General features: G+C 72.7%; 12 protein-coding genes and 1 riboswitch. Of the genes, 7 read left to right on the top strand and 5 right to left on the bottom strand.

Going from position 1 to position 12,666, the window contains the following annotated elements; all coding sequences use genetic code 11:
- Positions 1-18: 18 nt before the first annotated feature.
- On the bottom strand, positions 19-1,194 hold the full coding sequence (gene thiO / locus ACZ4Z3_RS05890; RefSeq protein ID WP_468499849.1) for a glycine oxidase ThiO: 1,176 nt from the start codon (positions 1,192-1,194) through the stop codon (positions 19-21).
- Positions 1,192-1,303, bottom strand: a riboswitch (TPP riboswitch). Its footprint overlaps the gene before it by 3 nt.
- 52 nt (positions 1,304-1,355) lie before the next feature.
- On the opposite strand from thiO, the gene ACZ4Z3_RS05885 reads away from it, so the two are divergent.
- From ACZ4Z3_RS05885 to ACZ4Z3_RS05860, 6 genes are all read left to right on the top strand, one after another.
- Positions 1,356-1,736, top strand: a complete 381-nt coding sequence (locus ACZ4Z3_RS05885) for an avidin-fold protein (RefSeq protein ID WP_468499848.1) — start codon at positions 1,356-1,358, stop codon at positions 1,734-1,736.
- Positions 1,737-1,768: 32 nt separating this feature from the next.
- Complete coding sequence (locus ACZ4Z3_RS05880; protein ID WP_468499847.1) at positions 1,769-2,998, top strand: NAD(P)/FAD-dependent oxidoreductase; 1,230 nt, start codon at positions 1,769-1,771, stop codon at positions 2,996-2,998.
- A gap of 97 nt (positions 2,999-3,095) precedes the next feature.
- Positions 3,096-3,461 carry an Rv2175c family DNA-binding protein gene (locus tag ACZ4Z3_RS05875; RefSeq protein ID WP_107462251.1) on the top strand — a complete coding sequence of 122 codons (366 nt, stop codon included), beginning with the start codon at positions 3,096-3,098 and terminating at the stop codon, positions 3,459-3,461.
- A gap of 150 nt (positions 3,462-3,611) precedes the next feature.
- Entirely contained in the window at positions 3,612-4,274 is a 663-nt protein-coding gene (gene thiE, locus ACZ4Z3_RS05870; RefSeq protein ID WP_468499846.1) for a thiamine phosphate synthase, read from the top strand.
- 107 nt (positions 4,275-4,381) lie between these two features.
- Complete coding sequence (gene metF / locus ACZ4Z3_RS05865) at positions 4,382-5,305, top strand: methylenetetrahydrofolate reductase [NAD(P)H] (RefSeq protein WP_468499845.1); 924 nt, start codon at positions 4,382-4,384, stop codon at positions 5,303-5,305.
- A 56-nt stretch (positions 5,306-5,361) separates the two neighbouring features.
- The gene (locus ACZ4Z3_RS05860) at positions 5,362-6,276 is read left to right on the top strand and encodes an SCO2102 family sporulation regulator (RefSeq protein WP_468499844.1); all 915 of its coding nucleotides are present in this window, start codon (positions 5,362-5,364) and stop codon (positions 6,274-6,276) included.
- 10 nt (positions 6,277-6,286) lie between these two features.
- On the opposite strand, the gene ACZ4Z3_RS05855 is transcribed toward ACZ4Z3_RS05860, so the two are convergent.
- From ACZ4Z3_RS05855 to ACZ4Z3_RS05840, 4 genes are all read right to left on the bottom strand, one after another.
- Positions 6,287-7,801 carry a phytoene desaturase family protein gene (locus tag ACZ4Z3_RS05855; RefSeq protein WP_468499843.1) on the bottom strand — a complete coding sequence of 505 codons (1,515 nt, stop codon included), beginning with the start codon at positions 7,799-7,801 and terminating at the stop codon, positions 6,287-6,289.
- 424 nt (positions 7,802-8,225) lie between these two features.
- Positions 8,226-8,858 carry a TetR/AcrR family transcriptional regulator gene (locus ACZ4Z3_RS05850; protein ID WP_055716610.1) on the bottom strand — a complete coding sequence of 211 codons (633 nt, stop codon included), beginning with the start codon at positions 8,856-8,858 and terminating at the stop codon, positions 8,226-8,228.
- A 35-nt stretch (positions 8,859-8,893) separates the two neighbouring features.
- Entirely contained in the window at positions 8,894-10,978 is a 2,085-nt protein-coding gene (locus ACZ4Z3_RS05845) for a YhgE/Pip family protein (RefSeq protein ID WP_468499842.1), read from the bottom strand.
- The gene (locus ACZ4Z3_RS05840) at positions 10,950-11,936 is read right to left on the bottom strand and encodes an ATP-binding cassette domain-containing protein (RefSeq protein WP_468499841.1); all 987 of its coding nucleotides are present in this window, start codon (positions 11,934-11,936) and stop codon (positions 10,950-10,952) included. Before ACZ4Z3_RS05840 ends, ACZ4Z3_RS05845 begins: the two co-directional genes overlap by 29 nt.
- Positions 11,937-12,113: 177 nt before the next feature.
- On the opposite strand from ACZ4Z3_RS05840, the gene ACZ4Z3_RS05835 reads away from it, so the two are divergent.
- Positions 12,114-12,653 (top strand): SAV_6107 family HEPN domain-containing protein, encoded by a 540-nt coding sequence (locus ACZ4Z3_RS05835; RefSeq protein WP_055514033.1) that lies wholly within the window; start codon positions 12,114-12,116, stop codon positions 12,651-12,653.
- Positions 12,654-12,666: the final 13 nt, after the last annotated feature.

The raw sequence follows: 12,666 nt of genomic DNA, 5'->3' as shown, positions 1-12,666 counted from the left end.
CGGTTCGGTCCACGGTGCTCATACGGGCTGCTCCGAGAGTTCCCTGGGCGCGCCGGCGCGGAAGCGCAGCGGTGTGAAGTCCCGTGCGACCTCGGGCAGTTCCCCGCTGATCAGGACATGGGCCAGGACGTCGCCGGTGATCGGGGTGAGGAGGACCCCGTTGCGGTAGTGGCCCGTCGCGAGGAGCAGGCCGTCGAGTTCGGTGGGGCCGAGGAGCGGGGCGTTGTCGGGGGATCCGGGGCGCAGTCCCGCGCGGGTCTCGGTGAGCGGGAGTTCGGTGATGCCGGGGACGAGTTCATGGGCGTCCCGCAGCAGTTCGTACACCCCGCCCGCGGTGACCGTGGTGTCCCAGCCGAGCTCCTCGCTGGTGGCGCCGACGACGAGTTCGCCGTTCTCGCGCGGCACCAGATAGACGTGGCTGCCGCGGACCACGGCCCGCACCGTCCGGGTCAGGAAGGGCGCGTACCGCTTCGGCACGGTCAGCCGCAGCACCTGCCCCTTCACGGGCCGCACCGGCGGCAGCACGTCGTCGGGGACACCGGCGAGCCGCCCGCTGTGGCTGCCCCCGGCCAGGACCACGCGCCCCGCGGTCAGCCCGGTGCCGTCGTCGGTCCTGACCCCGGCGGCCCGTCCCCGCACCACGGAGAGCTCCTCGGCCCGGGCCCGGTGGAACACGACCCCGGCCCGCTCACAGGCCGTGACGAGGGCCCTGGAGAGCCGCCTCGGGTCGATCTGGTGGTCCCCGTCGACCCGCAGCCCGCCGCGCACGCCCGGCGCCAGCATCGGCTCCAGACGGCGGCACTCGCGGCCGTTCAGCCACTCCGACTCCAGGCCCGAACGGCGCTGCAGGGCGTGCAGTTCACGCAGGTGGGCCCGGTCGTCCGCGTCGAGGGCGACGGCGAGCGTCCCGGAGCGGCGGTAGCCGAGGTCGAGGCCGGTCTCCTCGGTCAGCTCGGCGGCGAAGCCGGGGTAGCGGCGGGCGGACTCCAGGTTGAGCCCCAGCAGCGTCTGCTCGCCGTAGTGCAGTTCCGTCACCGCGGCGAGCATCCCGGCCGCCACCTGGGCCGCCCCGCCGCCGGGCCCGGGATCCACGACGGTGGTGGTGAACCCGCGCTGGGCGGCCCGCCAGGCCGTGACCAGCCCGATGATCCCGCCCCCCACGACGAGGACGTCTGAGGTGTGCGTACGCGACATGGGCGTCCAGCCCCTCCCTTCGCCGGCATGACCCGGATCAGGTTCGTACGGTCGGAGGCCGCCAGCCTCCCTCTCAGCCCGGTGCGTCCGGGCTCCCGCGAGTGCTCTACGGTGGCCCACCCTAGCCCGTGCCGTATCGCTCAGTAAGGGAGCCTCCCGCCATGGCCCGCTCGCTCGACGGACTCGTCCTCGCCCCCGTGGCCGACCAGGCCCCAGGTCAGGTCGGCACCCGCACACGGTTCGCGTACCACGAGAAGGACGGCGAGATCTGGGCCGACTACGCGGGCGGCGACGTCGTACGCGGCCACCTCCTGGGTACCCGTGAGGGTGACCGGCTGGACTTCCGTTACGTCCAGCTGCGGACCGACGGGACGACCGCGTCGGGGCACTGCGTGTCCCTGGTGGTCGAGCTGCCCGACGGGCGGGTGCGGCTGGAGGAGACCTGGGAGTGGGAGTCGAGGCCGGGCAGCGGCACGAGCACGGTGGAGCAGATCGAGACGGCGGACGGCGCCGTGGAGCAGGTCACGGCGCAGGACCGCTGACTGACGGATCGTCAGTTGTCTATGGTGATCAGGTGAACGAGCAGACACGGGCAGCGGGAGGGACGACGGCGCGCCGGGTCGTCGTCGTGGGCGCGGGCATGGCCGGGGTGCAGACCGCGGTCGCCCTGCGCGAACAGGGCTTCTCCGGCGAGGTGACGCTGATCGGCGCCGAGCCCCACCAGCCGTACGACCGGCCGCCCCTGTCCAAGGCCGTCCTGCTCGGCAAGGCCGAGGACTCCGCGTTCGACGTCGACTTCGAGGCGCTCGACATCGAACTCCAACTGGGCCGTGAGGTCCTGGGCGTACGCCCCGGCGAACACGAACTGGACACCGCCGCCGGACCCGTCCCGTACGACCTCCTGGTCCTCGCCACCGGCGCCGAACCGATCCGGCTGCCCGGCGTGGAGGGTGTGCCCGGCGTGCACCTGCTGCGCACCCTGGACGACGCCGAGCGGCTGCGCCCCGTCCTGGCCGAGCAGCACGACATCGTCGTCGTGGGCGCCGGCTGGATCGGCGCCGAGTTCGCCACCGCCGCGCGGGAGGCGGGCTGCGCGGTCACCGTCGTGGAGGCCGCCGACCGGCCGCTGGCCGGGGCGCTGCCCGCCGAGGTGGCCGCACCGATGACCGCCTGGTACGCCGACAGCGGCACCACGCTGCGGACCCACGCGCGCGTGGAGCGCGTCGAGCCGGGCACGGTCGTCCTGGACGACGGCTCCCGGATCCCGGCCGGTGCCGTGGTCGTCGGCATCGGGGCACGCCCCGCGACGGCCTGGCTGAGGGACTCCGGCATCGAACTGGGCCCCCGTGGGGAGGTGCTCGCCGACGACCACCTGCGTGCCTCCGCGCCGGACGTCTACGCGGTCGGCGACTGCGCGTCCTTCCCCTCGGGCCGCTACGGCGAGCGCCTCCTGGTCCACCACTGGGACAACGCCCTCCAGGGCCCCCGCACGGTCGCCGCGAACATCCTCGGCGAGACGCCCGAGCCCTACGACCCCGTCCCGTACTTCTGGTCGGAGCAGTTCGGCCGCTTCGTCCAGTACGCGGGGCACCACCCCGCCGCCGGCACCATGGTCCGGCGCGGGGACCCCGCGGGCGCCGCCTGGACGGTGTGCTGGCTGCGCGAGGACCGTCTGGTCGCCCTGCTCGCAGTCGGCCGGCCGAGGGACCTGGCCCAGGGCCGCCGCCTCATCGAGTCGGGCACCCCGATGAACCCCGCCCTGCTCGCGGACCCGGCGAGGCCCCTGAAGGCGGCGACGGCCTAGCCCGGCGGCTCCCCGCCGCCCCCGTCCGGGGGCCCACCCCCCCCGGAGGGCCCCGCTCGGCTACCCACTGTCAGTCCCAGATGGCAGTCTTGGTGACGTGACCGAGATTGACGCAAAGATCGATGCTCTCGTCCCCGCGTGGCTGACCCTCCCCGACATCGCCGAGATGCTCGGCGTCGAGGTGACCCGTGTGCGGCAGCTGGTCAAGGAGGGCCAGCTCATCGCCGTACGCCGTGGTGAGAACCGCGCGCTGCACGTCCCCGCCGCCTTCATCGACGGGGACAAGGTGGTCAAGGGCCTCACCGGCACCCTGACCCTGCTGAAGGACGACGGCTTCACCGACGAAGAGATGCTGGAGTGGCTCTTCACTCCCGACCCGAGCCTGCCCGGCACCCCGGCCCAGGCCCTCAGCGAGAATCGCGGCACGGAGGTGAAGCGCCGCGCGCAGGCGCTCGCCGTGTGATCACCGGAGGCTGAGAAGCCGCACCACCGGCAGGACCCGTACCACCGCACCACCTGAACAGCACCGTGCGGCGTACGGCGGCCGGGGCCGCCTGGGCCCCCGACCGCCGTACGCCGCACCGACACGGCACCACCCACGGGGGACTCATCCATGACCGACGCCGCTGCCCGGCTCGCCGACGCCCGTCTCTACCTCTGCGTGGACGCCCGCGAGCGCCAGGGCGACCTCCCGGAGTTCCTGGACGCGGTCCTCGACGCAGGCGTGGACATCGTCCAGCTGCGCGACAAGGGCATGGAGGCGGCACAGGAGCTGGAGCTCCTGGAGCTGTTCGCCGAGAAGTGCCGCCTGCACGGCAAGCTGCTCGCCGTGAACGACCGGGCCGACGTGGCGCACGCCTCGCGGTCCGCGCACCTGGGCGGCGCCGACGTCCTGCACCTCGGCCAGGGCGACCTCCCGGTGCCCGCCGCCCGCGCGATCCTCGGTGACGACGTCCTCATCGGCCGCTCCACACACTCCGAGGAGGAGGCCGCGGCGGCCGCCGTCCAGGAGGGCGTGGACTACTTCTGCACAGGCCCCTGCTGGCCCACCCCCACCAAGCCCGGCCGCCACGCCCCCGGCCTCGACCTCGTGCGGTACACCGCCGCCCTCGGCACCGACCGGCCCTGGTTCGCCATCGGGGGCATCGACCTCGGCAACCTCGACGAGGTCGTCGCGGCGGGCGCCCGACGGGTCGTCGTCGTCCGCGCGATCACCGAGGCCGACGATCCCGCGGCCGCGGCGGCGGCGTTCGCGGAGCGCCTGCGCGCCCTGTGAGACCGCACGCGGCCCGGGTGTCCAAGGCGTGGACACCCGAGCCGATAAAGCGGACAAAAGGGGGTGCTCTGGTTGGGGGACGGGCCCGACCTGACTAACCTGCGGTTATGGCCCTAGGAACCGCCTCCACCAGGACTGATCGCGCACGGACCGTGCGGGACATGCTCGCCACGGGCAGGACCACGTACTCGTTCGAGTTCTGGGCCCCCAAGACCGAGAAGGGCGAGCGGAACCTGTGGAACGCCCTCCGCAGGGTCGAGGCGGTGGCCCCCAGCTTCGTCTCCGTGACCTACGGAGCGGGCGGTTCCACACGCGCCGGCACCGTCCGGGCGACCGAGCAGATCGCCGCCGACACCACCCTCACCCCGGTCGCCCACCTGACCGCCGTCAACCACTCCATCGCCGAACTGCGCAACATCATCGGCCAGTACGCGGACGCCGGTATCCGCAACATGCTCGCGGTCCGCGGCGATCCGCCCGGCGACCCCATGGCCGACTGGGTGCCGCACCCGCAGGGCCTGACGTACGCCGCCGAACTCGTCCGCCTCATCAAGGAGTCGGGTGACTTCTGCGTGGGCGTCGCGGCCTTCCCGGAGATGCACCCCCGGTCCGCCGACTGGGACACCGACGTCGCCCACTTCGTGGACAAGTGCCGGGCCGGCGCCGACTACGCCATCACCCAGATGTTCTTCCACCCGGACTCGTACCTGCGTCTGAGGGACGCCGTCGCGGACGCCGGCTGCGAAACCCCCGTCATCCCGGAGGTCATGCCCGTCACCAGCGTGAAGATGTTGGAAAGGCTGCCCCAACTCAGCAACGCGGCCATCCCGGACGCCCTGAAAGAGCGGATCGTCACAGCCAAAGACGATCCGGCCGCTGTACGCTCCATTGGCATCGAGTTCGCCACGGAGTTCTGCGCGAGGCTGCTGGACGAGGGAGTCCCCGGACTTCACTTCATCACCCTGAACAACTCCACCGCGACTCTGGAAATCTACGAGAACCTGGGCCTGCACCACCCACCGGGGGCCTAGACCGGTCGCACTCGCGTACGACACACTGCGTAGCGGCCACAGGGAGAGGGGCGTACATGGGCTGGACGGTCCTCTACATCGCGTTCGGCGTCGTCGCGTTGTGGCTGCTGGGTGAGGTGTTGCTGCAGTACAAGGCGCGGTTGCGATACAGGCTGCTCGCCTTCGTCGGGTTCCTCTGTGTCGTGCTCGGCGTCCTGATGCCCAATGTGATCGTCATCGGCGTCGGCGCGATCGCCTTCGCGGTCGGCCAGACGTTTGTGACCCTGTCGTTCCGCCGTGGTTTCGAGGCGGGTTGGGCCGTCCGCCCGCGCTCCGGTGAGGATGCGGAGGCCCCCGCGGCCAAGCCCGGCAAGAAGCGGCGCCGGGGCGGCGAGCCGGAGCGTCAGGAGCCCACGCTGGAGGTCTCCGACCTGCAGCCCGACATTGCCGGAACGTACCAGCAGGACGACGACCCGCTGGACCAGGACGACGACGTCTTCGTACGCCCGAAGTCCACCCCCTCCGGGGCGGCCACCGTGTACTCGCCGGAGCCCATGCCCGACGACACCAGCACCTACGGCGTCTACCGCGACGACAACGCGTACGCGGCGGCCCCGGGCCAGTCCTACGCCAACGCCGACCAGGCCCAGGACGAGGCCTTCGCCTACTACGGCTACGACCAGCAGGGCTACGGCTACGACCAGTCCGAGCAGCAGTACGCCGCCTACTCCGACCCGTACATCGGCACCCAGACCTACGACGCCACCGCCTCCTACGACCCGTCCTACGGCCAGCAGGGGTACGGGCAGCAGGGCTACGGGCAGGACCAGTACGGCAACGGCGCGTACGGCGGCGAGACCCCGCCCGGCGGTGTCTGGGTACCGCAACAGCGCAACACCGACGACCCGTTCGGGTCGGATCTCCCGACGGACCAGTCGTACCCGTACCAGGGGAACGGCAACGGGTACGACGAGCAGCAGTACCGTTTCTGACGGTCGGTTCTCACTGGGAGCCGCGGAAGCCGGGTCCTTCCACGATCAGTCCCGCGACCAGGGAGCCCGACATGCCGGCGTGCGGGAGGCCGCCGCCGGGGTGTGACCAGCCGCCGACCGTGAACAGGCCCGGCAGGGCCGTGGTGTTGGACGGCTGCAGGAGGCGGCCGTCGCCCGCCGCCAGCGCCGGGGCCGGGATCGCGCCGCCCGCCGCACCCGTCGCGCGCTCGATGTCCGCGGGGGTGCGCACCTCGTGCCAGAGCAGCCGGTCCCGGAGACCGGGCACGGCCCGCTCGGCGGCGGTGATCACCGCCTGGGCATGCCGCTCGAAGACCTCCGTCTCCGACCATCCCCAGTCGGGTCGGGCAGGCACCACCGAGCTGAGCGTGATCGCCTCGTGTCCGGCGTCCGGCACCCACGCCGGGTCGTCCGGGCGCACCACCGTCACCGTGGGGTGCGCGACCGTCCCCGACGAGGCGCCGAACAGCAGCTCCAGCTCGCTGTCACGGTCCTCCGTGTGCACCACCGTGCGGTGCGCCGTGCCCTCCGGCCGGCCACCGCGCAGCGCGAGCAGCACGGTCAGCCGACTCGTCCGCACCCGCTGGGCCGGCACCTCCCCGGAACCCCGGACGACGGACTGCCGCACCGCCCCGTCCAGGACCTCGGGCGCGACCCCGGCGACCACGAAGTCCGCCTCGGCCACCGTCCCGTCCGCCGACTCGATCCCGGCCGCCCGGCCGTCCTTCTCCACGATCCCGGTGATCTCGGTGTCGAAGACGAACTCGACCTTCCGGGCCAGGCACCGCTCGTACACGGCCCGCGCCAGCTCCCGGAGACCGCCCCGCACGTACCAGACGCCGAAGGCGTGCTCCATGTACGGCAGGACCGCCGCGCTCGCCGGGGTGGTGCGCGGGTCCAGCCCGTACGCCAGGGCGTGGCTCTCCAGCAGGGCCGTCAGCCGGGGGTCGCGCAGCTCCAGGGCGCCGACTTCGGCGAGCGTGCCGGCGCGGCGGGTGCGCAGCAGCCGCTTGTGGGGCACCGCCGGATAGGGCTCGCGCTCGGCTAGGACCTGCCAGTCGGGCCACAGCGGCTCCTCCAGGAGGGGCCGTCGGGTGCGGTCCCACGCCTCGCGGGCCCGGACCAGGAAGTCGCCCCATCGGTCGCCCGCCCCCGAGCCGAGCGCCGTGTTCAGGGCGGCGACCACGCCCGCGCGGGAGGCGTTCGGCAGCAGCAGGTCCGTGCCGTCGGCGAAGACGTGCCGTCCGGCCGGGTCCACCTGGACCAGGTCGACGCACTTCTCCAGCGGCTCCTTGCCGGTCTTCAGGAACAGGTCGCGGTAGACGGCGGGCAGGGGCAGCAGCGCCGGGCCCGTGTCGAACGCGAAGCCGTCGCGCTCGTACCGGCCCACCGCACCGCCGTAGGTCGTCGTGCGCTCGTACACCACCACCCGGTGGCCCGCGACGGCCAGCCGGGCGGCCGCCGCCATGGCGCCGAGACCGGCGCCGATCACCGCAATCCTTGCCATGTCTGCGACCTTAGCGGGCGCCGAACGGCACCTTCTTGAGGGGGAGCGGACCCGGGGCCCGCGGTCTGCGCGGGGGGTTGAGCACGCAGGGCTGAGTACGCGTACCTACCGGCGGAAATGAGTAGCCGCGCGGATGGGCTCCCGTCCGCGCGGACGGAAGAGTGGAGGCACGGCAAGGGGCGTGGCTCCGGAACCGCCGGCACGGGGCGGCGGAACGGGTCTCGCGCTCCTACCGCTCCTTCCGTCGACAGGGTCGAGGCTTCGACGGTCGGCGGGAGCGAGGCACGGGGGAACGGGGACGGGGGAGCGGGGGCAGGGGGGAACAAGGGGGGAACGGGGAAGCGCCGGTTCGACGTGGCCCGCGGGGACGCGGCCAGTTCGAACCGGCGCTCTCGTTCGTACGGGGGCGCGGGTCTCCGTCCGTCTACCGGTTGCCGCTGACCCTGCCCTGGAGCAGCCGCGACAGGGCCGAGTGCACGTCGTCCAGGGAGCGCTCCGGCTGGAAGGCCTTCCAGTCCAGCGCGGCCACCAGGACCATGCCGACCAGGGCCGACGCCGTGAGGCCGATGTCGATCTCGTCGCTCAGCTCGTCCGCCTCGACGCCCTCGCGGAGCACCTTCTCCACGACCGCGACCGCCTCCTGCCGGACGACCATGAGCGTGGACTGCCACGCCCGGTTGGTGCGCCACAGCTCGGCCACGTACAACTGCGTGAACGACGGGTAGCGGTCGATGAAGACCAGTCCGGCCCGGATCATCGCGTCCAGGGCGTCGACCCTGCTGCCGCCGCCCTCGGCGCTGCGGTCGGCGGCCTCCCGCAGCGACGCCGTGAGGAGCCCCACGCCGTGCCGCAGCAGCTCCTCGAAGAGGACCGACTTGCTGGCGAAGTTGTAGTAGACGGTGCCCTTGGCCACGCCGGCGCGCTCGGCGATCTCGTCGACCGTCGTGGCGGAGAACCCCTGCTCCGCGATGAGCGTGACGGCCGCCTCGTAGAGCTTCTGCCGGGTCGCCTCGCGGCGTCCCCCGCCTGTGCCGCCGGGGGCGTTGCTGCTTTCCATGGCCCTGATTGTCACAGGAACCGTGCGCTGCGCGGTCACAGAGTCAACTCCGGGTGCAGTCGGTCGAGGGTCCACACCTGCTTGCGGCGGGCCGACACGGCGGTCAGGGCGAGCGCGCCCGCGGTGAAGGCCACCAGCACGGCGCACGCCTGCCAGACCGGGCCCAGACCGCCGCCGGTGATCAGTCGCCGCAGGGCGTCCACGACGTGGCTCATCGGCAGGAACGGGTGGACCGCGTTGAAGAAGTCAGGGCTGGTCTGCACGGGGTACGTGCCGCCCGCGGACGTCAACTGGAGCATCAGGAAGGCGAGGACGAGGATCCGGCCGGCGGCCCCGAAGCGCGCGTTGAGCCACTGCACGATCGCCGCGAAGCACGCCGTCACCAGGAACAGGAAGCCCACCGTCCCGGCCGCCCGCGCCATCTGCAGGCCCACCGCCCAGTGCAGCACCGCCATGAGCGCGACCGTCTGCAGCACACCGAGGGCGGCCACGGGGAGCCAGCCCGCCAGCGCGACCCGCCAGGCCGGGGAACCCGCCGCGAGGGCGCGCCGGTTGAGCGGCGGGATCAGCATGTACGCCACCATCGCGCCCACCCACAGCGACAGCGGGATGAAGTACGGGGCGAACCCGGTGCCGTAGTTGGGTGCCTTGTGGAGGTCCTTGCTGGCCAGTCGGACCGGGTCGGCCATCACCTCGGTGCGCCGGTCGCGGTCCTTCTCGTCGTAGTCCGGGATGCGGTCGGCACCGTCGTGCAGCCCGCCCGCGAGCTTGCCGGAGCCGTCGGCCAGCTTGTACATGCCGCCCTTGAGGTCGTTCGCGCCGGTCTTCAGGTCGCCGACGCCGGTGTCGAGGTCCTCGGCGCCCGTCTTGGCGGTGCCGAGGCCCGTGTGCAGCGTCTTGGCGCCCTTGGCGACCTTCGTGGCGCCCTTGTTGAGGGCGTTCACCTTGGTCACGGCGTCGTCGAGGTCCCCGGACAGGTTCGGCGCGGCCTTCGCCAGGGCGCGGGCCTGCCGCTCCAGGGTCGTCAGATCCTTCTTGAAGGCCTTCAGGTCACCGTCGTAGTTCTTCACCACGGTGTTGACGTCCTCGGCCAGTCGGGCCGCCTCCGCGGCCGCCTCCTTCGCCTTCTTCAGGTCCGCGCAGGCCGCGTCCGGCAGCACCGGGTCCTCGCAGCGCCGCTTGTAGACGTCGTCGAGCGTGTCGGAGGCGGTCCGGGTGCCGGTCGCGGCGGCCGGGGCCGTGGTCACGAACGCCGAGAGGTGGGTGCGGATCGTCGCCGCCGAGTCGGCGACCAGGGTCGCGGTGTCGGCGATCGTGTCGCTGTTCTCGTCGAGGAAGGGCCGGACCTGGTCGGCGGACTTGTTGACCTTGTCGGCGAGGCTCTGGGTGCCGTTCGCGACCTGCTGGGCGCCGTCCTGGAGGTCGCCCGCGCCCTGGTCCAGGTCGGAGAGGCCGCCGGACAGTTTGCCGCTGCCGTCCTTGGCGGCCTTCAGTCCGTCGGCGAGGTCCTTGGAGCCCTTCTCCGCCTTGTCGATGCCGCCCTTGAGGTCGTCGGCGCCGTCCGCGGCCTTCTGGGTCTTCTCGTGGATGTCGGAGAAGGAGATGAAGATCCGGTCCAGGAACGACCGTGACGTCTTCGTCGACGCCGCCGTGCGCACCTCGGAGAACACGGTCCGGGAGATCTGCCCGACGATGTAGTTGTTCGCGTCGTTCGTACGGACCTGGAGGGCGCCCGTCTCCGGTGCGTCACCGGAACTGGACGCGATGCGCCGGCTGAAGTCCGACGGCATGGTCAGCGACAGGTAGTACGTGCCGTCCTCGACACCTTCGCGGGCCTGCTCGGCGCTCACCTCGTGCCACTCGAAGGTGTCGCTGTCCCGCAGACCGTCGGCGATGTCGTCGCCGGCCCTGAGCTTCTGCTTGCCGACCGACGCCCCCTTGTCGTCGTTCACCAGCGCCACCGGGATGCGGTCCAGCCGGCCGTAGGGGTCCCAGAAGGACCACAGGTACAGGGCGCCGTACAGCAGCGGCAGCAACATGAGCGAGGCCAGCGCGGCGCGCGGGAGCTTCCCCCGCCCGAACCGCCTGAGCTCAAGCGAGGCGAGTTTCGGCGATCGCATCGCCCATCTCCTTGTCGTTGTCACGGCGGTCGGCCTGGGAGGCGGTCTTGGTGTCGGGCTCGGCGCCGGTGTCGATGTCGGCCACGGCCACGGTGTCGGTGTCGGTGTCGGCCTCGGGCATGGTGTCGGCCTCGGCCTCGGTTCCGGTCCGGGTCTCGGCCTCGTCTTCGCTCCCGGCTCGGGCCCCGGCCGCGGTCCTGGCCTCGGCCTCGGTCCCCGTCCCGGCCTCGTTCTTCCTCGCCGTGGACACGACGAGCGCCCCCTCGGGGGCCTCGCTGCATACCGCCACGACCGTGGTCCCGGCCTCGGTGAGGGACCGCAACAGGCCCCACATCTCGGTCCGTTCGGCCTCGGAGAGCTTCAGGTCGGTGTCGTCGACGCCGAGCAGGCGGGGCCGGCCGATGAGGGCCAGGGCGAGCGAGAGCCGCAGCGCCTCCACCCGGTCCAGGTCCCGCACGGCGGTCCGCTCGCCCTTGGGCAGCGACGCCCGGTCGAGCCCGGCGGCGGCCAGCGCGGCGTCGATCCGCCCCTCGGCCTCGGCCGTCCGCTCACGGCGGGGCCGGAGCAGTCCGCGCAGCGAGCCGTCGAACCGCCGCTGCAGCAGCGCGCGTTCCCGCAGGTGCTCCCCGACGGTGAGCGCCGGGTCGAGGTCCGTGACACCGGGGACATGGGCGAGCGCGCTGATCCGGCGGACGGCGGCCATCTGCTTGGGCAGCCGCAGGGCGCCCACCGTGGCGTGCCCCTCGCTCGGTTTCATGCGCCCGGTGAGGGCGAGCAGCAGACAGGTCCTGCCCGACCCCGAGGGACCTTCGATCGCGATCAATGAACCGGGCTCGGCGTGGAACCCCACCTCTCGGAACACCCACCCGCGCGGGCCCTCCATCCCGAAGCCCTCGGCGCCGACGGCGACGCCGCCCTCCCCGGTGGGTGCCGCGGCTGTCGTAGGCGGCTCGTCCATGTGCTCCGGACCCCCTCGTGCCATTTTGAACTGACTGGTCAGTGCAAAATTTACCCCGAACTGTCGATCGAAGCAAAAGCCCAGGTCAGAACGGATTGTCAGTGGCATACCTCACGATGGGCACATACGGCACCCCGTGTCAGGGCGTGCCGTCACGCAGACGACAGGAGGTTCGTCATGGCCACGTACCACGCAGCAGCCGGCAATCGGCGCCGTGCCACCGGCCCTGCCCCCTCACTGACCGGCCCGGCGAGCGACGTGCACCCCGTGCTGCGCCGGGCGACGGCCCCGCCCGCCGCCCTCGACCTCCTCGCCCAGGCCCGCGCCGGCCTCGACGAGGCGTCCGCCCTCCAAGCCGCCAACGAGCGGTACGCGACGGCCCATCTGGCCGCCCTGCGCACCGCCGCCGCCGTACTCGCCGCCCGGGGCCGCCCCGAGCCCACCCCGAAACGGCGGGCGAAGATCCGGAGCGCCTGGGAGGTGCTCCCCGAGATCGCACCCGAACTCACCGAGTGGAGCGCGCTGTTCGCCTCCGGCGCCGCCCGCCGGGCGCGGGCCGAGGCGGGCATACGGGGCGCCGCGAGCGCGCGCGACGCCGACGACCTGATACGCGACGTGGCGATGTTCCTGCGCCTGGTCGAACGGATGCTGGTGCTCCAGCCGGTCCTGCCCCAGCCCCGGCAGGACGGAGGGGGAGGCGTCCCGGACGCGGGCTGACCGACCGTCCCGG

This window comes from Streptomyces sp. NPDC030296 (genome assembly GCF_055572815.1).
Note: the sequence above shows the minus strand (reverse complement) of the source record. Positions and strands in the feature narration are given on the sequence as shown.